This window comes from Kitasatospora sp. NPDC094028 (assembly GCF_049543595.1).
Taxonomy (GTDB): Bacteria; Actinomycetota; Actinomycetes; order Streptomycetales; family Streptomycetaceae; genus Kitasatospora.
In genome coordinates this window covers 1-21884 of sequence record NZ_JBMVFA010000025.1, presented here as the reverse complement: position 1 = coordinate 21884, position 21884 = coordinate 1, and the positions used below count along the sequence as shown (strand labels likewise).

General features: G+C 71.4%; 21 protein-coding genes and 2 pseudogenes. 10 read left to right on the top strand and 13 right to left on the bottom strand.

The window, feature by feature from the left end:
• The first annotated feature begins 41 nt into the window (after positions 1-41).
• The gene (locus ACPC54_RS29315; RefSeq protein ID WP_498969190.1) at positions 42-812 is read left to right on the top strand and encodes an ABC transporter ATP-binding protein; all 771 of its coding nucleotides are present in this window, start codon (positions 42-44) and stop codon (positions 810-812) included.
• A gap of 49 nt (positions 813-861) precedes the next feature.
• Complete coding sequence (locus tag ACPC54_RS29310; RefSeq protein ID WP_498969067.1) at positions 862-3399, top strand: ABC transporter permease; 2538 nt, start codon at positions 862-864, stop codon at positions 3397-3399.
• A gap of 22 nt (positions 3400-3421) precedes the next feature.
• Here ACPC54_RS29310 and ACPC54_RS29305 read toward each other — a convergent pair whose 3' ends face one another.
• The 3 genes from ACPC54_RS29305 to ACPC54_RS29295 form a co-directional block, all read right to left on the bottom strand.
• A complete protein-coding gene (locus tag ACPC54_RS29305) occupies positions 3422-4780 on the bottom strand; it encodes a dihydrolipoyl dehydrogenase family protein (protein ID WP_498969066.1) in 1359 nt (452 codons plus the stop codon).
• Positions 4781-4836: 56 nt separating this feature from the next.
• Positions 4837-5346, bottom strand: coding sequence for a SixA phosphatase family protein (locus ACPC54_RS29300; protein ID WP_498969065.1), 510 nt, complete (start codon positions 5344-5346; stop codon positions 4837-4839).
• 1905 nt (positions 5347-7251) lie between these two features.
• On the bottom strand, positions 7252-8205 hold the full coding sequence (locus tag ACPC54_RS29295) for an amidohydrolase family protein (protein WP_498969064.1): 954 nt from the start codon (positions 8203-8205) through the stop codon (positions 7252-7254).
• Positions 8206-8307: 102 nt separating this feature from the next.
• Between ACPC54_RS29295 and ACPC54_RS29290 the strand changes: the two genes are divergently transcribed.
• The gene (locus ACPC54_RS29290) at positions 8308-9147 is read left to right on the top strand and encodes an IclR family transcriptional regulator (protein WP_498969062.1); all 840 of its coding nucleotides are present in this window, start codon (positions 8308-8310) and stop codon (positions 9145-9147) included.
• Between the two features lie 7 nt (positions 9148-9154).
• Here ACPC54_RS29290 and ACPC54_RS29285 read toward each other — a convergent pair whose 3' ends face one another.
• The 5 genes from ACPC54_RS29285 to ACPC54_RS29265 form a co-directional block, all read right to left on the bottom strand.
• The gene (locus tag ACPC54_RS29285) at positions 9155-9448 is read right to left on the bottom strand and encodes a flavin reductase family protein (protein WP_498969061.1); all 294 of its coding nucleotides are present in this window, start codon (positions 9446-9448) and stop codon (positions 9155-9157) included.
• A 59-nt stretch (positions 9449-9507) separates the two neighbouring features.
• A complete protein-coding gene (locus ACPC54_RS29280; protein ID WP_498969060.1) occupies positions 9508-10008 on the bottom strand; it encodes a VOC family protein in 501 nt (166 codons plus the stop codon).
• Positions 10009-10300: 292 nt separating this feature from the next.
• Positions 10301-10426: a hypothetical protein gene (locus ACPC54_RS29275; RefSeq protein WP_498969059.1), complete on the bottom strand. Its 126-nt coding sequence runs from the start codon at positions 10424-10426 to the stop codon at positions 10301-10303.
• A 622-nt stretch (positions 10427-11048) separates the two neighbouring features.
• Positions 11049-12044, bottom strand: a complete 996-nt coding sequence (locus ACPC54_RS29270; protein ID WP_498969058.1) for an ABC-2 membrane transporter-related protein — start codon at positions 12042-12044, stop codon at positions 11049-11051.
• On the bottom strand, positions 12041-12934 hold the full coding sequence (locus tag ACPC54_RS29265) for an ABC transporter ATP-binding protein (protein WP_498969057.1): 894 nt from the start codon (positions 12932-12934) through the stop codon (positions 12041-12043). The genes ACPC54_RS29270 and ACPC54_RS29265 overlap by 4 nt, the downstream gene beginning before the upstream one ends.
• 200 nt (positions 12935-13134) lie before the next feature.
• On the opposite strand from ACPC54_RS29265, the gene ACPC54_RS29260 reads away from it, so the two are divergent.
• From ACPC54_RS29260 to ACPC54_RS29240, 5 genes and pseudogenes are all read left to right on the top strand, one after another.
• The gene (locus ACPC54_RS29260; protein WP_498969056.1) at positions 13135-14376 is read left to right on the top strand and encodes a sensor histidine kinase; all 1242 of its coding nucleotides are present in this window, start codon (positions 13135-13137) and stop codon (positions 14374-14376) included.
• Positions 14373-14903: pseudogene (locus ACPC54_RS29255) on the top strand (response regulator); the annotation flags it as partial. The gene ACPC54_RS29260 and the pseudogene ACPC54_RS29255, both read left to right, overlap by 4 nt.
• 69 nt (positions 14904-14972) lie before the next feature.
• Entirely contained in the window at positions 14973-15284 is a 312-nt protein-coding gene (locus ACPC54_RS29250; RefSeq protein WP_498969054.1) for a transposase, read from the top strand.
• Entirely contained in the window at positions 15215-16201 is a 987-nt protein-coding gene (locus ACPC54_RS29245; RefSeq protein ID WP_498969189.1) for an IS3 family transposase, read from the top strand. The genes ACPC54_RS29250 and ACPC54_RS29245 overlap by 70 nt, the downstream gene beginning before the upstream one ends.
• Before the next feature lie 31 nt (positions 16202-16232).
• Positions 16233-16397, top strand: a pseudogene (locus ACPC54_RS29240) (LuxR C-terminal-related transcriptional regulator); the annotation flags it as partial.
• Positions 16398-16569: 172 nt separating this feature from the next.
• On the opposite strand, the gene ACPC54_RS29235 reads toward ACPC54_RS29240, so the two are convergent.
• The 5 genes from ACPC54_RS29235 to ACPC54_RS29215 form a co-directional block, all read right to left on the bottom strand.
• A complete protein-coding gene (locus ACPC54_RS29235) occupies positions 16570-16722 on the bottom strand; it encodes a hypothetical protein (RefSeq protein WP_498969053.1) in 153 nt (50 codons plus the stop codon).
• A gap of 117 nt (positions 16723-16839) precedes the next feature.
• Positions 16840-17571, bottom strand: coding sequence for a hypothetical protein (locus ACPC54_RS29230; RefSeq protein ID WP_498969051.1), 732 nt, complete (start codon positions 17569-17571; stop codon positions 16840-16842).
• Positions 17572-18142: 571 nt separating this feature from the next.
• The gene (locus ACPC54_RS29225) at positions 18143-18487 is read right to left on the bottom strand and encodes an ASCH domain-containing protein (protein WP_498969050.1); all 345 of its coding nucleotides are present in this window, start codon (positions 18485-18487) and stop codon (positions 18143-18145) included.
• 246 nt (positions 18488-18733) lie between these two features.
• Positions 18734-19246, bottom strand: a complete 513-nt coding sequence (locus tag ACPC54_RS29220; protein ID WP_498969048.1) for a GNAT family N-acetyltransferase — start codon at positions 19244-19246, stop codon at positions 18734-18736.
• On the bottom strand, positions 19243-20508 hold the full coding sequence (locus ACPC54_RS29215) for an NsdA family TPR-like regulatory protein (protein ID WP_498969047.1): 1266 nt from the start codon (positions 20506-20508) through the stop codon (positions 19243-19245). The genes ACPC54_RS29220 and ACPC54_RS29215 overlap by 4 nt, the downstream gene beginning before the upstream one ends.
• A 217-nt stretch (positions 20509-20725) precedes the next feature.
• Here ACPC54_RS29215 and ACPC54_RS29210 point away from each other — a divergent pair, with 217 nt between their 5' ends.
• Together ACPC54_RS29210 and ACPC54_RS29205 are read left to right on the top strand one after the other, a co-directional pair.
• Positions 20726-21175, top strand: coding sequence for an ATP-binding protein (locus tag ACPC54_RS29210; protein WP_498969045.1), 450 nt, complete (start codon positions 20726-20728; stop codon positions 21173-21175).
• Between the two features lie 13 nt (positions 21176-21188).
• Entirely contained in the window at positions 21189-21755 is a 567-nt protein-coding gene (locus ACPC54_RS29205; RefSeq protein ID WP_498969043.1) for a hypothetical protein, read from the top strand.
• Positions 21756-21884: the final 129 nt, after the last annotated feature.

The window sequence follows — 21884 nt, the reverse complement described above, 5'->3', positions numbered from 1 at the left end:
GTCGTGCAACCGTCCGCACCCGAAGAGGAGCCCTCGTGACCATCGCCCCGCAGCACCCGTACGCGCCGCACTCGACGCCCGGGATCGCGGCCGCCACCACCGGCCTGACGAAGGTCTACGGCAGCGGCGAGACCCGGGTCACCGCGCTGGACCAGGTCAGCGTCGGCTTCCGCGAGGGCGAGTTCACCGCGATCATGGGCCCCTCCGGCTGCGGCAAGTCCACCCTGCTGCACTGCGCCGCCGGGCTCGACACCCCCACCTCCGGCTCCGTACGCGTCGGCACCACCGAACTGGGCGGGCTCGGCGACCGGCAGCTCACCCGGCTGCGCCGGGACCGGATCGGCTTCGTCTTCCAGGCGTTCAACCTGCTGCCCACCCTGACCGCGCTGGAGAACATCACCCTGCCGATGGACCTCGCCGGCCGCAAGCCCGACCCGCAGTGGCTGGACCGGGTGATCGCCATGGTCGGCCTCTCCCAGCGCCTCGGCCACCGGCCCGCCGAGCTGTCCGGCGGGCAGCAGCAGCGCGTCGCGGTCGCCCGCGCCCTGGCCTCCCGGCCCGCGATCGTCTTCGGCGACGAGCCCACCGGCAACCTCGACTCCCGCGCCGGGGCCGAGGTCCTCGGCTTCCTGCGCGACTCGGTGCGCGAACTGGGCCAGACCGTCGTCATGGTCACCCACGACCCGGTCGCGGCCGGATACGCCGACCGCGTGGTCTTCCTCTCCGACGGCCGACTGGTCGACGAGATGGCGCACCCCACCCCGGACCGCGTGCTCGACGCGATGCCGCGGCTCACCGGGGACAGCCGGTAAGCCCCGCCGGTCCACCCGCCATCCACCCCACCGTTCCTGAGAGTTGACCATGCTGCGTACAGCCCTGCGCAACGTCCTCGGGCACCGGGCGCGTCTGCTGATGACCGTCCTCGCCGTCTGCCTGGGGGTCGCGTTCGTCTCCGGTACCCTCGTCTTCGCGGACTCCACGGCCGCCGCCTACCGGGCCGCCGCGTCCCGGAACTTCGCCGACACCGCCGTCAGCGTCACGGCCACGGCCACCGCTCCGGCCGGCGCCACCGACCGACCGAGCCCCCTGACGGACGGGCTCGCGCACCGGCTCGCCGAGGTGCCCGGCGTGGCCGCCGTACGGCCCTCCGCAGACGGCCCGGCCACCCTGAACGCGGCCGACGGCACGCCGCTGCGCGTCCACCTCGGCTCGAACCTGGGCGCCGCCTACGTCCCCGGCAACGACGGCAAGGACGCCCGCTACCCCCTGGTCCAGGGCCACGCCCCGACCGGCGGCGACGAGATCGCCGTCGACCGGGGCACCGCCGCCGCCGGGCGCCTGCGCATCGGCGACACCGTCACGCTGGCCACCGACGGCCCGGCCATGACCAAGCGCCTCGTCGGCACCGTCACCACCGACGACACCCGGGTCGGCGCCGGCGGCACCCTCACCCTGTTCGACCGGGCCACCGCCCAGCAATTGTTCGCCGCCCCGGGCCACTACGGCAGCATCGACCTGTCCGCCGCGCCCGGCGTCAGCCAGTACGCGCTGGCCCAGCAGGTCACCGCGGTGCTCCCGGCCGGGGCCGAGGCGACCACCGGCCAGGCGCTCGCCGACCAGCAGGCCGTCTATGTCGGGACCCTGACCCGCGGCTACCAGAAGCTGCCGATGGTGTTCGCCGCCGTCGCCCTGTTCATCGGCTCCTTCCTGATCATCAACACCTTCACCATGCTCGTCGCCCGCCGCACCCGGGAACTCGCCCTCCTGCGGGCGATCGGCGCGACGCGCCGCCAGGTCGTGCGCTCGCTCCTCCTCGAAGCCCTGCTGGTCGGCCTCGCCGCCTCCGCGGCCGGGTTCCTCGCCGGCCTCGGCATCGCCCGGGCGCTGCCCGGCCTGCTGAGCAGCGACGGGAACCAACTGCCCACCGGTGCACTGGTGATCGGCCCGCGCCCGGTCGCGGCGGCGCTCCTCGTCGGGGTCGGCGTCACCGTCCTCGCCGCCTGGCTGCCCTCCCGCGGTGCCGCGCGGATCGCCCCGATCGAGGCCCTGCGCACAGCCGCACAGCCCGCCCCGCGCTCCCGGCTGCGCCCGCTCGCCGGAACGGCCCTGCTCGTCCTCGGCGTCGGCCTGCTGGTCCACCTCGCCACCACCGCGAAGGACGCCGCCCAGGACAACCTCGACGCCGGGGTGCTCGGCTGCGGCCTGCTGGTCGTCGGCCTGATCACGGTCGCGCCCGCCCTCGCCGCCCCGGTCCTCCGGCTGACCGGACGCTTCACCCGCCGCTTCGGCACCGCCGGTCGGCTCGCCCAGCAGAACGCGCTGCGCGACCCCCGCCGCACCGCCGCGACCGCCGCCACCGTGCTGATCAGCACCGCGATGGTCACCGGCCTCGCCGTCCTGGGCGACTCCACCAGCCGGGCCCTCGACCACCAGGCCGCGGCCGGGCTCGGCGCCGACTACGTGATCAGCACCAACACCACCATGAGCGGCATCGACCCGGCCGCCGTCCAGCGGGTGGCCCACGCCCCCGGCGTACGGACCGCCAGCGCCGTCGCCGACTCCACCCTGATCATCGGCGGCAAGGTCCGGACCGTCTCCGGCGTCGACCGCGACACGGTGGGCGAGGTCATGACGCTCGACTTCCTCAGCGGCTCCGCCAAGGACCTCGGGCCCGGCCGGATCGCCGTCTCCGCCACCACCGCGGGGGAGAGCGGCCTCACCACGGGCAGCCGGGTCAACGCCCGCATCGGCCGGGAACAGGGCCTCACCGAGTACACCGTCGTGGGGGTCTACCAGGACAACCCCACCGCCCACGACGTCCTCGGCACCCGCGCGGAAGTCCAGCGCAACAGCCACCTGCCCGACTCCCTCCAGCGCATCCTCGTGCGCGGCGACGGCACCAGCGCACACGACCTGCGCACCGCGGTCGGCGACAATCCGCTGCTCAAGGTCCAGAACCGCACCGACCTCGTGCACGAGGCAGCGGGCACCGTGGGCAACCTGCTCACCCTGATGTACGGCCTGCTCGCCCTCGGCGCCGTGATCTCCGGTCTCGGCATCGTGAACACCATGGCCATGTCGGTCGCCGAACGCACCCGCGAGATCGGCGTCCTGCGCGCCATCGGCACGGACCGCGCCGGCATCCGCCGGATGATCCGCCTGGAAGCCCTGGCCGTCGCGGCGTTCGGCACCCTGCTCGGCCTGGCCGGCGGCCTGTTCAGCGCCTGGGCCCTCGGCGCCCTGGCCAACGGCGCGGTGAAGCAGTACACCCTGGCCCTGCCCTGGGGGACCCTGCTCCTCGTGTGCGCGCTCTCCCTCGCCATCGGCGCCGTCGCCGCGACCGCCCCGGCCCGCCGGGCCGCCGCCCTGAGCCCACTGGAAGCCGTCGCGCAGGCGTAGGGCCCGGCCGGTCCGGGGTCGGTCAGCGCAGCTCCCGCAGCGCGTCCTCGACGGCGCGGTGGAAGGTCGGGTACGCGAAGATCATGTGCCGCAGCCGCTCGACCGGCACCTCGGCCTGGACGGCTACCGCGAGCCCGTACAGCACCTCGCCGCCCGCGGGCCCGACCGAGCCGGCGCCGATCAGCACACCCCGGTCGGCGTCCTCGACGAGCTTGATCAGGCCCGCGTTGCCGGCCTTGTGGATCCAGCCCCGGGTGGAGGACGGGATCGAGGCCGTGCCGGTCCGCACCCGCAGGCCCTTCTCGCGGGCGGCCCGCTCGGTCAGGCCCACCGAGCCGACCTCGGGGTCGGTGAAGGTGACCCGGGGCAGCGCGCGGTAGTCCGCGTCCGGGCCGGGCGTGCCGAGGAGGTCGCGGACGGCGATCCCGGCCTGGTACATCGCGACGTGGGTGAACATGCCCCGGCCGGTCACGTCGCCCACCGCCCAGAGCCGCTCCCCGGCCCGCTGCTGCCCGTCGACGGCCAGGGCGCGGGCACCCGGGTCGAGGCCCACCGTCTCCAGACCGAGGCCGGTGAGGTCGGCACGGCGCCCGGTCGCGACCAGCAGCCGGTGCCCGGCCACCTCCCCGCCGTCGTCGAGGGACAGCCGGAACCCCTGCCCGTCGTGGCGCACCCCGGTGGCCCGGACGCCGGTGCGGACGGTGATCCCGTCCGCGCCCAGGGCCTCGGCCAGCAGCGCGCCGGTCTCGGGTTCCTCGGCGGGAAGCAGCCGGTCCATGGCCTCGACCACGGTCACCCGGCTGCCGAACCGGGCGAAGGCCTGGGCGAGTTCGAGCCCGATCGCCCCACCACCCAGCACCAGCAGCGAGTCGGGCGGCTCCGCCACGGAGACGGCGTCCCGGTTGGTCCAGTACGGCACCTCGTCCAGCCCGGGCACCGGCGGCAGCGCCGGTCGGCTCCCGGTGGCCAGCACCACGCCGCGGCGCGCCGCGAACTCCCGCCCCGCCACCTCGACCCGCCCCGGCCCGGCCAGCCGGGCCCGGCCCCGCACGAAGTGGCCGCCCTTGCCGGTGAAGCGGTCGACGGCCACCCGGTCGTCCCAGTCGTCGGTCGCCTCGTCCCGGATCCGGTCCGCGACGGGCTTCCAGTCCGGCTCGACCGTCCCGCGCCCGGCCATGCCGGGGATGCGACGGGCCTCGGCGAGCAGGTTCGCGGCGCGGATCATCATCTTGCTCGGGACGCACGCCCAGTACGGGCACTCCCCGCCCACCAGCTCGGCCTCCACCCCCACGACGTCCAGCCCCTCCTCGGCCAGCCGCTCGGCGACGTGCTCGCCGCCCACACCCATCCCGATCACCACGACGTCCGTGTTCTGCGTCATCAGTCGGCCCTCCGTCCTCGCGGTCCGTCCGTTTCCTCAGTACCCGGTGGCAGGGTTCAACCCCGGGGCACAGCGAAGTCGACCAACCGTCCCGCTCCCGGCCCCAGCCGCGTCCACGGCCAGGCGATGCGCACCACGGCGAGGCCGCAGGTGGGGAACTTCCGGCGCAGCCGCTCGACGGCCTCGCCCCGGGTGCCGGCGGACAGGTCCAGGACGAGGTCCTGCAGCGCGGGCTGGTGCCCGATCAGCAGCAACGTGCCCACCGCCTCCTCGACGTCGCGCAGCACCTCGACGAGCCCGGCGGCGTCGGCGCCGTACACCCGGGGGTCGAACGCGACCGGCGGGCGGCGCCGCCACTGCCCGCAGGCCAACTCGAAGGTCTCGGCGGCGCGCCGGGCGGGCGAGCACACCACCAGATCGGGCAGCAGCGCCGCTTCGCTCAGCCACGCGCCCGCCGCCGGGGCATCACGGCGCCCGCGCGGCGCGAGCGGCCGCTCGGCATCCGGGACATCGGGCCAGGCGGACTTCGCGTGCCGCAGCACCACCAGCGTCCGTACGGCATCCATACCGGCCATGCTCCCACCGGCCCGGGGCCGGCTGCACCTGCCGCCCGCTGGCCATGAGCGGGCCGCCCAGCGTTCGGGTCACCCGCAGGACGCGGCGTCCTCGCCCGAGCCCGATGTGGCAACGAGTACTAACTCGCTGGATGTCCGGTAGGAGCCATCGCCTCCGAGCGCAGCAGGAGTGGTGCGTTCGGCGTTCGTCGTCGCGTGGTGCGCGAGTGAGCCGTGATCGGGCGGACCGGGCCGAGCCGCTCATCGTCCAGGTCCCCGGCTGCACAGCTCCGGCACGGTGTCGGGAAGACGGCCGACCTGGGTCTGCAGGTTGGCACACAGACGGGCCAACCGGGGCGAGTGGAGGCGGTCCGCAGGGTCCCCGCCCTGGCGGGACGGGGGAGCAGCAGGCGAAGGTGCGGGCGGCGGACTCACGGGATCCTGGCGCTGCTGTCCTGACGTCCACGACTTCGCCGTTGGCGCAACACGTGGCCGGGCGCGAGGTGCTGCTCCGAGATCCGCGGACGCGGTGCCGCCGGTCGGGGCCCCTGCGTCGTCGCGTGGGAGGGAACCGTCGTCCGGAGGGGGAGCGGGCACCGCTGACGGCCGGGGAGGCGGAGGCGCCGCTGGTTGCACCTGCGGGTGATCGAGCGCCGCGGCGATGACCGGAGCCATGGGAAGCCCCGGGCTCGCGGTCACCGAGGTCGGGGCGGGTGTGCGGCGCTCGCCGCCCGTGAACGTGAGGCCGACGAGTACCGCGGCGAGAACGACCGGTGTCAGGCCGCGTCGCAGGAAGTGCTGCTTCGGCTGCGCACGTTCGTGCGGGGCTCTCGCAAGGCGTGCTGGGGCCTTGGGGGCTGCTGCAGCGTCCGCTGCCAGTCGTCGGCAGATCACCGCGTTGCGGGTGGCCGGTAGTTGTTCGGATGACCCGCGCCCTGCCCAGCCGGCTGCTGCGGAGGAGTAGAGCTCGGCCGCCTGCTCGTACTCGTGGCAACAAACCGCGACGTGTGCGCGCACCTCGATCGCCCTCAGCGCTGCAGGATGCAGAGCGCCGTGGTCCATGGAGACCTGCCGCAGAAGTTCGTCTGCCAGGGTGGTTGCCGTCAGGTGGTCTCCGGATTCCACAGCAGCACGAATGCTCTGGACCGCCGGGGCGTAGGTATCGGGGAGTTTTGCGAATTCCATGTCGCGTGGAGCACCGGCGGCGGCCACGGGTGGCGGTGTCGTGATACTCGCCGCAGTTGAGATCACGGGTGTCCTGACGATCACGATTTCTCCTTGTCGGTGATCACCGACACGTTCCTCCAGGCCGGGGTTGCCCGACCTCAACGCCACGCCTGTTCGACGTTCGTGAGCCCATGGTGTGAACCGTGCGATTACGGCTTGACGTGGGGTCTGGACGAGTAGCGGCAGGCTCAGGGGATCCGGCCTGCGTGGTCGCGTCGACCGGAACAGCGGAATGACCGTGTGCTACACCGGGTGCGGTCTGCAATGGATGGGACGCGTTCCACTCCGGGTGCTCCGTCCATGAAGCAGATCAGCAGCCAAGTGGTTCGTTTTCGTGGGAGATGGAGAATGCGCTCACTGGATCCACCCGAACACGACGATCTCGTGCTCGGAGTTCCTTCGGCGGTCGACGAGAGCATCTGGGACGAGCTGGCGGATGCGGACGCGGCCGCAGCCGGAGCGGCGGCGGGTTCTTCCCTGGCTGCGGGGTCGGGCGCCAGGGTGCTCGACCCCTCCGAGCCCATGGAACTCCCCCTGTGGGCCGAGGACGGGACCGCCGAGCCGACCGCGGCCCGCTCGGCGACGGCGAGCGCAGGACTGCCCGGTCACGGTGGCGGAGCGCAGGAGCAGGGCGGCGGCGGGGCTGGCAGGCGTGGCGTCCTTCTTCCGAGGTTCGGTGGCCGGAGTGGTTCAGCTTCCGGCGGCGAGCAGGCGCCGGGCGTTTCGTGTGGTGAGAACGCGCCAGGTGTCGTCCTCGCGCGGCGGGGCGGCTGAGTCGATGGAGGCGACCTGCGCGAGGACCCCCGCGGGCGGGGTCCAGCAGGAGTCGCTCCCGTACAACAGGCGCTCGGTGCCGAACGCGGCGTCGACCGCTGCGATCTGGCGGGGGAAGGGCGTCTCGGCCATGTCGTACCAGAGGCGTCCCAGCTGTTCGACGACGGTGGCCGGGTCCCCGGTGTCGCCGAGCATCGGGCGGAATGCCTCCATGCGGTCGGCGAGCAGGGGCAGCGCGCCGCCGCCGTGGGTCAGGATCCAGCGGATGCGCGGGTACCGCGCGAGGACGCCACGGAAGAGCAGGTCGCTCGCGGTGCGGGCGGTGTCGAAGAGGAACTCCAGCAGGGGCCGCGGGCGCCCCAGGGCGATGGCGTCGGCACTCGGCGGCGAGGTGGGGTGGACGAAGACGAGGGCCCCGCGTCGGTCGAGCTCCTGCCACAGCGGCTCGAAGCGGGGATCGCCCAGGTAGTGGCCGTGGTGGTTGGTCTCCACCGCGATGCCGTCCGCTCCGAGGACGTCGAGGGCGTGGCCGGCCTCGGTGAGCGCGCCCTCGACGTCCGGCAGCGGCAGGGAGGCGAAGTGGCCGAAGCGCTCCGGGTGGGCGGCGCGGACCGAGGCCGCGAAGGCGTTGACCTCGCGTGCCAGCGTGCGGGCGGCGTGGTCGTCCCCGAAGTGCACGCCGGGGGAAGAGGCCGACAGGTAGGACTTCTCGATCCCGCAGCGTTCCATCAGGTCGAGTTGCTGATCGACGCTCCATTCGGGCCAGCCCGGCATCCCGTCGGGATGCTCGACGCCGGCGGAGCGGGCCGCCGCGGTGTAGCCGTCGGTCACGAAGTGCGCGTGGACGTCCACGAGTCCGGTCGGGGTCATGGGGATCTCCTCGGTGGTGGCTGCTCCGTACGGTGGTGGCCCGTACGGCGGTACGGCTGCCACGATAGGAAGGGTGACCGTACAGTGGCATGGGTGATTCCGATGAATGAAACACAGAATGCGGCTGACTCAGGTCAGGCACGCCGGGGCGGTCGGCCCGCCGAGGGCCAGCCGGTCATCGACCGTGCCTTTGCGCTGCTCGGCGCGTTCGACAGCGACCACCGCGCGCTCGCCCTCGCCGAGCTCGCCGGGCGCAGCGGCATCCCGCGCAGCAGCGCGCTGCGCCTGGCCCGGTCGCTGGTCGGGGTGGGAGCGCTGGAGCGTCTGGAGGACGGGCGCTACGTGGTGGGGCTGCGGCTGCTGGAGACCGCTTCGCTGGCGCCGCGCGGGCACGGCCTGCGGTCCGTTGCGATGCCGTTCATGGAGGACCTGTTCCACGTCACCCGGCAGCACGTGCTGCTCGCCGTGCGGGACGAGGACGAGGCGGTGCTGGTGGAGCGCCTGTCGGCGCTGGACGCGAGCCCCGTGCGCTACCGCGTGGGCGGCCGCCTGCCGCTGGCCTCGACGGGCGTCGGTCTGGTGCTGCTGGCCTTCGCGCCGCCCGAGGTCCAGGCCCGTGCGATCGATGCCTACCGGCCCGAGCCGGGCAACGACGACATCCCCACCGCGGCCGAGTTGCGCCGGGTCCTCGCGCAGGTGCGCCGGGCCGATTTCGTCTTCGGGCGCCAGCAGCACCCTTGGCCGGTCGCCACCGTGGCCGCGTCGGTGCGTGACGGCGGCGAGGTGGTGGCGGCGCTGTCCGTCGTGGCGCCCGGCAGCGGCTTCGCCGAGGCGGGCTACGGCCCGGCGGTCCGGGCGGCGGCCCGTGCGGTCTCGCGTCGGCTCACGGAGGGCGGGCCCGCTCCGAGCGCGCAGGACAGGCCGGGTCGGGTCCCTTCCTGACAGGGTGTCAGCCATCCCGCCGGTAGAAGGAGCCGGTGGGCGCGTGTCCGGTGTGGGCCCGGTCCAGCCGGACGAGCCGGCCGCGATGGAACACCAGTGGTCGGCGCCTCCCGTCGTCGGCGGCGTCGAGTGACCGCACCCGGCCCAGCACGGCCGTGTGGTCCCCGGCCGCGACGCTGTCCGCGACTTCGCACTCGATCCACGCGACCGCCCCGTCCAGCCGCAGTGCCCGGCCCTCGCGCGACTCCCAGTTGCCGGTGGCGAAGCGCTTGGCGGGCGGCCCGGCGAAGGCCGCGCACACCTGCCGGCTGGTGGCGGTGGCGGCGCTGGGGGATCGGCTCGCCGTTCCCGGGGTGAGCCTCAGGTGGCGGAGCCGGCGGCGGCGCCGGTGGCCAGGTCGGCGCCCCAGCGGGCGATGGCGGCCTGAAGGTCCAGGGGGCCCATCTTCGGCGCCTCGCCGGGCGCGGGCCAGCCCTCGCGCGGTACCCGCCACATCACCTCGAACTCGTTGCCGTCCGGGTCCTTGGCGTAGAAGGACATGGAGTGGTGGTGGTCGGTGGCACCGACCAGCGCGCCGCGCTCGCCGAGTGCCCGGCCGATCTCGGCCAGCTCGCCCAGGGTGCCGACCTCCCAGGCCAGGTGGTACAGGCCCACTCGGCCGGGCTGCGGGCCGGGTGCGTCGGCGCCGATCGCGAACAGGCCGAGGTCGTGGTCGTTGAGCGTCTCCTTGGCGCTGAGGAAGGCGGCACGTCCGGGGAACTCGGTGTCGACCTTGAAGCCCAGCACCTCGGTGTAGAACGCGACCGAGGTCGCGACGTCGCGGATGTAGAGCACCGCGTGGTTGAGGCGGCGTACCGGCATCGGGCTTCTCCTTGCAAAGTTCAAACTTAAAATTGAATCACTTTGACGATACCGAGTGATTCGAATTTGAACAACTCGGTGCGGATGCGGCCAGCACGGGCGACGCCCTCCCCACCGTCGGCGGCGCCTCCGACCGGCCCTGCCAGGCCGAGGGCTGACTGATTTCGGCTTCACGGGTGCCGGGGACGATGAGCTCGCGGATGAACTCGGCGGGGGCTGAGAAGACGTGGAAGACGAGCCGACCGCCGGGGGTGGTGGTGGGTGACGGGTCCGACGAGCATGCCCACCACCGTCAGCTGCGCTGCTGGAGCGTGAGTTGGCCGCGGTGGAAGTCGTAGTGCTGGGTGGGATGGCGGTACAGCTCCGCGATGGTCATCGTGCCGCGGAGGAACGGATCCCAGCGGGTCGGGAAATGCATCGCACCAGCCAGTGGTGCGGGGGTCTCCCGGCCCAGGCGGCGGTGCAGCGGACTCCGGCCTTTGATGCAAGCGCAACCAAGTGGGGAACGGTAGCGGGGCTGGCCGTTTTCGCCGCCCATCGTCCGGCAGGGGCTGCCGACCGGGGCTTCGCACTTCGGGTAATCGTGGCGTTCTACCGCAGATGCTGCCTGATCGGATGTCAGATCCATGTCGGGATTCTCTCGGAAGCGTCTTGCGGAACGCCGGAGTTTTGAGAGGTTTTCTGCGAGCGAAGACCTGGATAAACCGGACACGTTCCGGGGGCCTCTCAGAACTCTCGCAACCGTTCATTTATGAGAGTGACCCACCGTAACGGCCATCACGCACAGCCACACGCCTTCGCCGTGGCTTCGCGCGCTGGCGTCGCCCGATTATCGGATCATCAGCCCGAAGGCGGTTCGGTCGAGTGCTTCGCAGGTTGGTTCGATGCCGTCGGTGTGTCCGGGAAGTGTGCCGACTGGGCGCACCTTCCCGGACACCGTTCTCCGCTCGGTAGGCGTGCTTCGTACCCGCCGCGCGCATGTCGAGGGGAGCGTGAGCCCGGTCTCGGACCCGTTGTGGTTCGAGGCCGTGCAGAACCGGTCAGGTCGTGCGGCGTCGGATCCAGAAGAAGCAGAAACCCGAGAGCGCCGCGGTCACGGCCATGTAGAGCGCTGCCTCGATCAGCTGGAAGGGCCAGTAACGGGAGTTCGGCTGGTAGGTGGCAGTCACGTGGAGGTCCTGTCCGGCCAGGCAGTTGATCGTCTGGTTGAACTGGCCCGGCCTCAAGCAGTGATCGATCTTCTCGGCGCCGGGAGGTTGACCGGTCGAGTCGACCGCGTGGCCGGCGGAAACGACCCAGGCGTCAGGGAGGGAGATGCCGCCGATCACGAGCGACGAGCCATTCTGGACGATGCCGTCGGCGTGGCTCAGAGTCGTCGCGTCGAGCCGGATGTCCGCAGTGCGCGCGGGGAGGTAGTTCGACCGAAGGGCGGTCGGCACGGCGAACTGCACGGCCGCGAACACGGCCAGGGTCAGGCCCATGGCGGCAATCGGTTGTCGCAGCAGCAGGCCGGCGGCGGCTCCCAGGGTGAACGCGAAGGCCGCATAGGAGAGCGGAACGATGCCGCGTGCGCCGAAGACCAGCGCGGAGAACCGGGCGGCCTTGACCGCGTCGTACCGGCCCGCGCCCCAGGCCATCAGCAGGTCGAGCAGTCCCGTCAGGGCCACCGCGCCGAGGCCGACGACCAGAAGCTTCACTGCCAGCCAGCGGGTTCGGGTGACACTCTGGTGCCAGGCCAGCCGATGGGTTCCGGCTGCCAGCTCCCCGCTGATCAACGGCGCTCCCCAGAAGACGCCGAGCAGGCCGGGGACGGTCATCAGGGCCAGGTCCGTGAGCATCACGACGGTGGAGTACTTGTCCGCGAAGCCCGAGACGAGGCCGGGCGCGCAGCCCGTGGCGATGCACCCCGCCAGGCTGCGGTCGTAGTCACTGCGGATGTTCAGTCCGAGCACCAGGAGGTAGGTCGCGGCTGCGGCGAGAGCGAGCGCGCCGACAGTCGCCTGGGTACGGAACTGGCGCCAGGTCACCCAGGTCATCGGAGGTCCTCCCATTCATGCGAGTTGCGCGCCTGCCGGTCGCGGGCCAGGTACGCGAGGACCAGGTCTTCGAGGTCGAGGCGCTCGGCTTCCCAGTCCCCCTCGGAGAGCGGCGCGGTGGTCCTGACGACGAACGAGCTCCGGTTGTCGGCGTGGTGCTCCTGCACGACCGACAGAGACGCGGGGAGCGCGGAGGCCGCACGGCTTGGACCGACGATGCGGTAGTGCTCGGCGATCAGTTCCTCGCGCGGCCCGGCCAGTTGGACCCGGGCTCCGGAAATCAGGAGCAGGTAGTCGCAGACCCGTTCGAGGTCGGTGATCACGTGGGAGGACAGGACGATGGTTCTGCCCTCCCGCTCCCCGGCGAAATCCGTCAGGCCGACCAGGAAGGAACGCCGGGCCAGTGGGTCGAGGGCGGCCACTGGCTCGTCCAGCAGCAGCAGTTCGGGCTGCTTTGCGGTGGCGAGGGTCAGCGCCAGTTGCGCGCGCTGGCCGCCGGACAGCCTGCCTGCCTTCTGCTGCGGATCGAGGCCGAGCTGTTCGATCCGGCGGTGCGCGGCCTCGCGGTCCCAGGCGGGATTCATGCGGGCGCCGAAGTGCAGGTGGTCAGCGACCGACAAGCCGGCGTACACCGGGGTGTCCTGGGCAACGAATCCGACCCTGGCCAGCTGTCCGGGGCCGTCCCCGGGCCGGTGGCCGAGGACGCGGATGGTTCCGGTGGTGGGGCTCAGCTGGCCGCAGGCCAGGTTCAGCAGTGTGGACTTGCCGGCCCCGTTGGGGCCGACCAGCCCCACCACCCGTCCTGGCGGGATCGACAGCGTGCACTCTGTCAGGGCCCACCGGCCCCGATACCGCTTGCCCAACCCGTGGGCCTCGATGACGGCGGTCATGCTCCTCCTCTGATCGCGGGTAGCAATGGGCGATTCGCCGCGGTGTGCCGCGGCGACGGCGTCCACTGTGCCGCCGAACAGCGGGGACGGCGTCGGGCCTGAGGACAGACCTCGACGTGGCCGACTGGCCTCAGGTACACCTCTTTTCGTCGGTCCCCAGACCGACGCGGGGCCTGGGTCCCGGCGGCTACATTGCGATCATGGAGTCTCTTCGACCGCCTCTGCTCAAGCGTCTGAGCATGACGCACTGGGCCCTGATCGACTGCGCCGCCGCAGTGCTGGCGATGGCCGGTTCCACCCTGCTCTGGCAGGGGACGGCCGACCTGGGCGGGCTGAACCTGGTGGACGTCCTGACCGCCGTGCTCTCGCTGCTGGCGGTGGCGTTCCGCCGGCGCTGGCCGCGTGCCGTGCTCGCGTCGGTCGTGATCGTCGGAACCGTCGCCACCTTCGTGCGTGGGGGGCCGGTGCCGCTGGTGGCGGTCGCCTTTGTGATGTACGTGATCCCTCAGCGGCTCCCGCGTCGCGGGGCGCTCCGGGTGCTCGCCGCGTCCTTGCTGGTGATGGTGCCAACCGCCGGGCTCACCGGGTTCCTCGACCTGCCGTACGGTCAGCCCACCCGGCACAGCGCCGCGCTGGTCATAGAGAGCGCGCTGCTCGTCACGGTGGCGTGGACGATCGGCTACGCGGTGCAGCAGCAGAGGCTCTACACCGACAGCTTGCGCACCCGGGCGGAGCAGCGGGTCCAGGAGCAGCTGGCCGAGGCTCGTCGCGCGGCTGGTGAGGAACGCCTGCGGATTGCGCGGGAGCTTCACGACGTGGTGGCCCACACGATGAGTGTGATCGCGGTGCAGGCAGGGGTTGCGAATCACGTCGCCGCCGAGCGTCCGGACGAAACGCGGCGCGCGCTGTCGTCCATCGAGGAGACCAGCCGCGGGGCGCTGCGGGAGATGCGGGCGATGCTCGGGATTCTCAGGAGCGAGGAGAATAGCGGGCAACCGGGCCAGGGCGGTGCCGGGACGGCCCCCGCACCGGGGCTGGCAGATCTCGCTGCCTTGGTGGACCGGACCGCTGAGGCGGGCGTTCAGGTGGATCTGGAGGTCCGCGGCGAGCGGCCGGAGCTGTCTCCTGGCCTGGACCTGGCCGCCTTCAGGGTGGTCCAGGAGGCGATCACCAATGTGATCAAGCACGCGGCGGTGGAGCGGTGCCGGGTGGCCGTCACGTACCACCCTGATGCGGTGATGGTGGAGGTCACGGACGACGGCGTCGGTACCAGCCGGGACGCCGAAAAGGGCGGCGCCCGGCCGGTGACTGGTCACGGCATTGTCGGCATGCGTGAGCGGGTCGGCATGTACGGCGGCGAGTTCCGGGCCGGGCCAAGGCCGGGACGTGGCTTCCAGGTCGCCGCCCGGTTCCCGTCCACAACTACCGGGGTCTCACTGTGATCCGCGTACTGGTCGCCGACGACCAGGCGCTGGTCCGTGGCAGCTTCCGTATCCTCGTGGACACCGCACCAGATCTGACCGCCATCGGCGAGGCCGAGTCGGGTGAGGAGGCTGTCGAACTCGCCCGACGCGAGAGGCCCGACGTCGTCCTGATGGATATCAGGATGCCGGGCCTGGACGGCATCCAGGCGACCCGGCGGATCACCGCCGACCCGACGACCTCGGGCGTCAAAGTGCTGATCCTGACGACCTTCGACATCGACGAGTACGTCTTCGCCGCCCTCCACGCAGGCGCGAGCGGCTTCCTGCTCAAGGACACCCGGCCGACCGACCTGCTGGCCGCAATCCGTGTCATCGCGGCCGGCGACGCCCTCCTCGCCCCGGGCGTCACTCGCCGCCTCATCGAGGAGTTCACCCGCCGCCCCGAAGCCCCCAGCCGGCCCTCCGCCGCGCTGGCGGAGACGACCGAACGGGAGCGAGAAGTCCTGACATTGGTCGGCATCGGCCTGTCGAACACCGAGATCGCCTGAGGTTCCCCCGAGGTGCGGAAGGTTGCCGGACGTGACCTGATAGGTCGTGAGAAGGGAGCCTCTGCCATGGCTGCACCGATGAAGTACCCGCCCGAGTTGCGGCAGCGAGCCGTTGCCGCGTACCGGGCCGCCGACCCGAAGCCGGTGATCCGGCAGATGGCCCGGGACCTGGGCGTGCACCACGAGGCCCTGCGTAACTGGATCCGCCAGGACGAGGCCGACCGAGGCAAGCGCGACGACCGGCTGACCACCGCCGAGAAGGAGGAACTGGCCGCGCTGCGCAAGGAGAACGCCGAGCTCCGCCGGTCCTGCGAGATCCTCAAAGCCGCCTCGGCTTTTTTCGCCCAGGAGCTCGACCCGACCCGGCGACGGTACTGAAGCTCATCGACGAGCACCAGGACCGCTTCGGGGCCGAGCCCGTCCTCCGGGAACTGCACATCCCCGCCTCCACCTACTACCGCTGGCGCCGGGACGTCCACACGCCGTGCGAGCGCAAGCGCCAGGACACCGAGCTGACCGAGCAGATCCGCCGCGTCCACGCAGACTCGGATGCCACCTACGGCTCCCCGCGCGTCCACGCCGTCCTGCGGCGCGAGGGAGTGCACGTCGGCCGCAAACGGGTCGAGCGCCTGATGCGCGAGGCCGGACTCCAGGGCGTCAGCCCGCGCCGGCCCCGCTCCTTCACCCACCGCGACCCGGCCGCCGGCCTCGCCCCGGACCTCGTCCAGCGCGACTTCACCGCGAACGCACCGAACCGGCTGTGGGTCGCGGACATCTCGCTGATCCCCACCGGCGAGGGACCGTGGTGGCTGGCCACGATCCGAGACGCGTTCTCCCGCCGGATCGTGGGCTGGCACACCTCCGAACGTGCGGACGCCGACCTGGTCCTCACCGCCCTGGAGTACGCCCTCCACGGTCGCCCGGTGGAGCCGGGCAAGCTGATCCATCACAGCGACCACGGCTGTCAATACACATCCATCAAGCTCACAACCCGCCTCCTCAAGGCCGGAATTGAGGCAAGCATGGGCACCGTCGGCGACTCGTTCGACAATGCCCTGGCCGAGAACTTCTGGAGCGTGCTGAAGACCGAGTGCGTGCGCCGCACGACCTTCGCGACCCGCACGGATGCCGACCTGGCGCTGTTCGCCTACATCGACGGCTGGTACAACACCCAGCGCATCCAGAAGCGCCTCGACTGGCTCAGCCCGGACGAGTACGAGGCGAAGTACTACGCCGACCAGGCGACGGCCGAAGCAGTGGCCGTCGAACCACCCACACCCGCACTGACCAGCTAATCAGCACCTCCCGCGCAGCGGGGGAAGCTCAGCCGCCCACCTGCACGTCAGCCTGTCCACCGCCAAGACCCACGTCGGACGCCTGCTCATGAAACTCGGCGCCCGCGACCGGGCCCAACTCGTCATCGCCGCCTACGACGCCCGCCTGGTCCGCCCGGCATCCGCAGCTGAAGCACATCACACCGGTGCTGACTGAGCTCGTATCCCGCCGCCCCGAGTGCTCCCCCAAGCTTCTCGATCGGACTGCGGCCCAGCCTGTCAGTCATCCGCCGTTTCGTCGTCCTCGGCGCGCTGCCGCCGGTCGGCTGACACCGGCCTCACCGGGCGGCGGCACCGGCTCGGTGCCGCCCGCTCCCGGGGGTGGACCGTCAGGAGGCCGCGCCGAAGTCCTGCGGGTCAAGCTTGGTGAAGTCGACGTCCAGGTGCGGCTCGTACGCCTCCGGGGCCAGGTCGAGCTCGCGGGTGGAGTACTCGCCGAACCGCATGATCATCTCGGTCAGGTAGGGCGTGTCAGCGGTCACGCAATTCCCCACAAGCTGCGGTTTCGTGTCGGCGTAATTCCCCACCGCCGCGGTCACGAGTCCCCATGGGGACGGTGACCGACACCAGGCACACGCGGTGCCGACTTCCGAGGCAGCTCACGCGGGTGTGATTGGCTCCGCACGGGTGAGTTCCACCCACCGGCTCACCTCGCCGGCGTGGCTGCCTGAGGCTGTGGCCTCCGCGACAGCCGCGACGGCCTCGGGCGTCGGCTCACCATTGCGGAAGAGCAGGGCAAGCGGCCAGGACGGAGTGCTCGACTGCCCGCCATCGAACGCGTTCCAGCACCAGGGAGCGTCGAAGTTCCACGCACGCCCGTCGCGGTCGACGACCTCGTCGCCGGTTTCCAGGAACGCGAAAGGGCGGAAGAGCAGTTCGAGCTGGAACGGCACACCGCCGACCGGGTCGATCTCGTAGCCTTGCTCCTCGAGCCTGGCGTCATAGGACTCGCCCTGCCGCAGGACGTCGAGGTAGGTCGCGGGTCGTGGCAGCCAGCCTGTCTCCAGCGGCGGATCGAAATGGTGGACCGCCAGGACGTGCACCACGGTCGCAGGGATCCCCACCAGGCACCTGTCGCCAGCCTTCAGCGTGTCCTCCGCCGGCCTCGTCCGGAAGTACTCGCTCTTCCAGCCGTAGTCCGCCGGCGTCGGAAGAGCCACGTCGCCGTTCCACTCGATCCCGTCCGCCGCAGTGTCGATCTCCCACCATGGCCAGCGCACCGAGACGTGGGACCGGGAGACCCCAGTGACCGTGACCTCGGTAAACGGGCATTCCATCCTCAACACGTCGCCCGAACGGTAGTCCTCGGCTTCAAAGGTCTGGTTGCTCATGTGTCTCAAGGTGTCCTCGTGCCTCGGCACCGTCAAGAACTCCGGGGAGCGATCACCATCTCACTGGGAGGCTCGGTGGCTGCGTCTGGCAGGGGGCGTGCGTGATCGAACTCGCATAGTCCTTCCCTGTTTGGGTGGTTTGCGCGCTAGTTCGCCATTCCTTGCGAATCGGTCTGGTTCCCCATGGGCATGCCGGTGCCGGGTTGAGGGTCCTGGCCATCTCGGAGCCGCAGGTGTTCCTCGACCTGCGGGCCGAGAGGTCAACGGACACACCGGATGGCAAGGAGAACATTCACCGTGGTCGACATCGTCGAGATCTACGTCCACTGGTACGAAACCCGCGCGGGACGCCCAGCGGGTGAACGCCGCAGCCGCCCGCGCTCGCAGTGCGACCGTACGACCCCGCGCCGTTGAGCCGGCGGGCCTGCCCAAGTATCGGGCCGCCGAAATGGCTCGTGAAGTCGCCGCCCTGCACCCTCGCAAGAAGACGCGGTAGAGGTGTCGCGTGTCGTCGGCCGGGGCGGCTGTGTCCCGTCAACTTCCTTGCCGCTAACCGCTTTCCCTATCGACATTATGACGGGGCGAGCCGCAGGTGGATCGCGAGGACGCCGAGCTGTTCCTTCTCGGGCGGGTAGATCTCCCGGCAGGCGGCGAGGAGTTCGGTCCGGCTCATTCCCTCGGAGCCGATCGCGTCCATGTCCTCGGCGTCGAGCAGTGCCTCGAACGTCGGGTACTCCGCCACCTCGACCACCTGGGTCCGGCAGCGGGCGCCCCCGGATTCGAAGACGAGCGTCTGCCCGGCTCGGATCCTGCGCATGCTGGGGTAGCCGACGCGGACCTCGATCGTTTTGGTGCCGCCGGCGATCAGGTCGAGGTAGGGGCGGCGGATGTGGATGACGCGGTCCTGCTCGGGCATGCCGTGGTGCTCCGCTTCTACGCCGGGGTGGGTAGGGGTGAGAGGCCGGATGTTCGCTCGGTTCGCGGATAGCGACTTGTTGTTCGAGGTGAGTTGGGCAATAACCGGCATGTCGAATCCGGTCGTGAGACCGGAGGGGGCGCGCCCTGAACGTCTCCCCCCAACGATCGTGCGCGCCCGCCACCACGTGGCCGGGGATCCGTCAAAGGAGGCCCCGGCCGCCGATTCCGCCCTTGCTGAGGCACCTCATCGGAGCTGACGAACCATCACGGCATAGAGCGGGGCGTCTTCGAAGGGACGGCGTTCGCCGACCTTCCTGTACGACCAGCTCTCGTACATGGCCTGGACACGAGGATGGGTGACGTCGACGTTGAGCACGGCGAGGGCCTCGCCCCGTTCGGCCAGCAGCGCCTCGTGCGTCTGCTCGGCGATGCCCAGCTTCCGCCAGCTCGGACGCACCATGACCTCGGACACCGCGAAGGTCGACGGGTCAGCGGGCGCGGGCATGTACCGGCGCCACCATTCACGTTCGGCTTCCAGTGGTGCGCCGTAGGAGTAGCCGACCGGCTCGTCGCCGTCGTAGGCCATGACACAGCAGTAGCCGGGCCGGGACGTCCAGTGCTGGGCGAACCAGGGGAAGCGTTGGACGAAAGGGTCGTCCGCCTGGTCCCGGTAGGCGTCCGCATGGACGTCGATCAGCAGTTGCTTGTGGCTGACGGGAAGGCCGCCGGCCTCGTATCGGCGGAGGGTTATCGTCACTTGGCTTCTCCCTGAGCATGAATTCGCTGAGCATGAATTCGGTCGGTCCACTCTCGCGTCACCGCGGACATCGGCGCCAGGGTGACAAGGCCGCGGTGGAAGTCCCCGAGGAGGGTGCGCAGCCGTGGCGGAAGCGGGTCGCCGTCCATGAGCGCGTACACACTGCTGGCGGTCGTCGTGGCCTGCTCGACCTCCTCCTGGCCCAGTTGGGCGAGCGAGAGGCGGGCTGTCGCGAACGCGCGGTTGCGGCGGAACTGCGGGGGAATCCCGGCCAGAGCTTGGTGTGACGATCGTTCGGCCTCGGCGCTGCGGTTGAGATGCTGGTGAACGATGGCGCTCAAGGCAGCCAGTTCGGCCGGGCCGTAGAACTTGACCCAGGTCGGCCGGTCCCGGTTGTCCGCGCGCTCCAGCGCATCGCGGGCGTGCCCCAGGCAGCGCAAGGCGGCTTGCCGATCGCCTGCGGTGGAGTAGGCGACGGCGGTACGGGCGTGCGCGAGGGAGGCGAGGAACGGGTCGCGCTGCGTCGCTCGGGTGTCCTGGGCGGCTCGGGCGGCTGACAAGGCGACAGCGGGATTGTTGCGCTGGTAGCCGATCATGGAGAGGGAGTTGAAGACCCGCAGCGCCGCTACGTGGTCGTTGCCGAACCCGGCCAGACGTAGGGCCGTCTCGAAGTGCCGTTCGGCGGCATCCAGGCGACGGCCGTCGATGCACGAGAATCCGGCGGTTGCGGTGTAGTCGGCAGCGAGGCTGTAGAGGCGTCGTTGCACGCTTTCACTGATGGCGTGCTGGGCCTGGTCGAGGGCCTGCTTCGCTCCCGCAACCGCGGCCGCCTCAAGCGTGCCGTGTCCGCCGCGACGGTCGTCGAGTTCGGTGAGGGTCCTGAGACTGGCGTTGAGCCGGTCGACATCGGTGTGCCCGACCGAGTTTCCTCGAAGGGTTGCAGACGGGAGGGCGGCAGCGGCCGACAGGCCGAGGAAGTTGCGGCGGAGCACGGGTTCCTCCGGTGATGCTCGGGGCTGGGTGGCGCCGGGTGGGATGAAGCCGAGTTGCTCGGGCGTGCGCTTCAGCGCGCGTTCGAGCGCGATCCGGATTCTGCCCTGAGGCCACCGGGACTTGCCGGCGAGCCAGGTGCCTACCGTCCGCACTGTGAGGGTTCCCGGGCATCCAAGGGCTACGAGCTCGGTGTTGACCAGACGAGCCAGTTCCGGCCGCGTGAGCCCGAGTTCGGTCATCACAGCGCGGAGTTCGACGTTCTCCACCATGTTCTCAAAGTAACGCAGCAGTCACAGGGCGTGCGCGAGTTTGTGTAAAGAGCTAGTCAAAAGTTCCCTCCAGGGGGCGCTTGGACGGTCGTGTTTTTCACTCCCCATCGGCGGATTCAGAGAGTTGAGTAGATGTCAGTTTCCTTTCGGAGTCGAGAGCTCTGCTGACTCCTGGACCCCTCGTACATCGCCTCTTCGTCTCCCGAGGTACTTCGCCATGCTCGAAAGCCGCTCCACGGCCCGTCGCCCCCGCCCGTTCGCCGCGCGCCTCGATTCCCGCCCGGACTCGACGCCCCTCGCGCGGCACCTCCTCCGGGCGTACCTCTCCGCCCTGCCCACCGGCGACTGCTACCGCGACGTTGCCGAACTCCTCCTCGGCGAGCTCTTCGCCAACGCCGTCCAGTATTCCGACGCGCCCGACGACGGCCTGATCGAGGTCCGCTTCGCCCTCGTCGACGACCACTTGCGCCTCGAAGTCCACGACGGCGGCAGCGGACGCCCCGCCCTCCGCAGCGCCGCCCACGACGACGAGCACGGTCGCGGAGTCTTCCTCGTCGACGCGCTCGCCGAGCGATGGGGCTGCTGTCCCCGCGCGGACGGGATCGGCAAGTTCGTCTGGGTGCGCGTCGCGCCCGCCCCTGCCCCGGCCCTCGCCACTGCCGTCTGAAAGCGTGCCGCCGATGAACCCGCCCCTCGTCACCCTCGCCCGGCACTGCCTCGCCCGAGGCTCCACCCCCGCCGAGGCCTACGCCCTCCTCGCCCGCCGCAGTCGCAAGCCGCTCCCCGCCGCCCGTGCGGTCTGCCTCGCCCTCGACATCCCCGTGGCCGAGGCCACCTGCCGCCTCAACGACTGCTACGACGCCCTGCTCGCCGACCCCCGCCCCGGCTCCGAGGCCGACACCGGCGAACTCCTCGAAGCCCTCGGCGTGTTCGACGTCCCCAAGCAGCTCGACACCCGCGAGCAGGCTGTCGTCGACCTCTTCCTCACCGCCATCGACGCTCTGGGCGGCATCCGTGCCGGCCACCAGCACGGCCTGGCCCGCTGGTTCACCACCGGCAACCTCACCGCCGCCTACCTGTCCCTCGCCGCCGCCACCCCCATGCCCCGCACCGGCGACCCGGCCCGCTACTGGACCACCCTCGTCGCCGCCGGCGAACTCCTCGCCGGCACCCCCAACCCCGACGTCCGCCTCCGCAACGCCCTTGCCCGCTGCCGCGACCGCGCCACCCGCGCGACCACCACGTAACCGGAGGAAGTGCGCCCGGCCGAAAGCCGACAGACCGGCCCCCGCCGCACGCGGGGGTCGGTCGTCGTTGCCGTCGTCGTGCTCAGCGCGGCGCGCGTACCGCCGAGACCAGTCCGCCGGGGCCCTCGT

What these genes read in the sequence shown, in the direction of transcription:
- ACPC54_RS29295 (WP_498969064.1), bottom strand. Translation starts at nt 8,205, where the DNA reads ATGACCCCGACCGGACTCGTGGACGTCCACGCGCACTTCGTGACCGAC.
- ACPC54_RS29275 (WP_498969059.1), bottom strand. Translation starts at nt 10,426, where the DNA reads ATGCATTTCCCGACCCGCTGGGATCCGTTCCTCCGCGGCACGATGACC.
- ACPC54_RS29265 (WP_498969057.1), bottom strand. Translation starts at nt 12,934, where the DNA reads ATGACCGCCGTCATCGAGGCCCACGGGTTGGGCAAGCGGTATCGGGGC.
- ACPC54_RS29250 (WP_498969054.1), top strand. Translation starts at nt 14,973, where the DNA reads ATGGCTGCACCGATGAAGTACCCGCCCGAGTTGCGGCAGCGAGCCGTT.
- ACPC54_RS29300 (WP_498969065.1), bottom strand. Translation starts at nt 5,346, where the DNA reads ATGGATGCCGTACGGACGCTGGTGGTGCTGCGGCACGCGAAGTCCGCC.
- ACPC54_RS29280 (WP_498969060.1), bottom strand. Translation starts at nt 10,008, where the DNA reads ATGCCGGTACGCCGCCTCAACCACGCGGTGCTCTACATCCGCGACGTC.
- ACPC54_RS29215 (WP_498969047.1), bottom strand. Translation starts at nt 20,508, where the DNA reads ATGGTGGAGAACGTCGAACTCCGCGCTGTGATGACCGAACTCGGGCTC.
- ACPC54_RS29205 (WP_498969043.1), top strand. Translation starts at nt 21,189, where the DNA reads ATGAACCCGCCCCTCGTCACCCTCGCCCGGCACTGCCTCGCCCGAGGC.
- ACPC54_RS29225 (WP_498969050.1), bottom strand. Translation starts at nt 18,487, where the DNA reads ATGCCCGAGCAGGACCGCGTCATCCACATCCGCCGCCCCTACCTCGAC.
- ACPC54_RS29290 (WP_498969062.1), top strand. Translation starts at nt 8,308, where the DNA reads ATGAATGAAACACAGAATGCGGCTGACTCAGGTCAGGCACGCCGGGGC.
- ACPC54_RS29270 (WP_498969058.1), bottom strand. Translation starts at nt 12,044, where the DNA reads ATGACCTGGGTGACCTGGCGCCAGTTCCGTACCCAGGCGACTGTCGGC.
- ACPC54_RS29230 (WP_498969051.1), bottom strand. Translation starts at nt 17,571, where the DNA reads ATGAGCAACCAGACCTTTGAAGCCGAGGACTACCGTTCGGGCGACGTG.
- ACPC54_RS29210 (WP_498969045.1), top strand. Translation starts at nt 20,726, where the DNA reads ATGCTCGAAAGCCGCTCCACGGCCCGTCGCCCCCGCCCGTTCGCCGCG.
- ACPC54_RS29310 (WP_498969067.1), top strand. Translation starts at nt 862, where the DNA reads ATGCTGCGTACAGCCCTGCGCAACGTCCTCGGGCACCGGGCGCGTCTG.
- ACPC54_RS29305 (WP_498969066.1), bottom strand. Translation starts at nt 4,780, where the DNA reads ATGACGCAGAACACGGACGTCGTGGTGATCGGGATGGGTGTGGGCGGC.
- ACPC54_RS29260 (WP_498969056.1), top strand. Translation starts at nt 13,135, where the DNA reads ATGGAGTCTCTTCGACCGCCTCTGCTCAAGCGTCTGAGCATGACGCAC.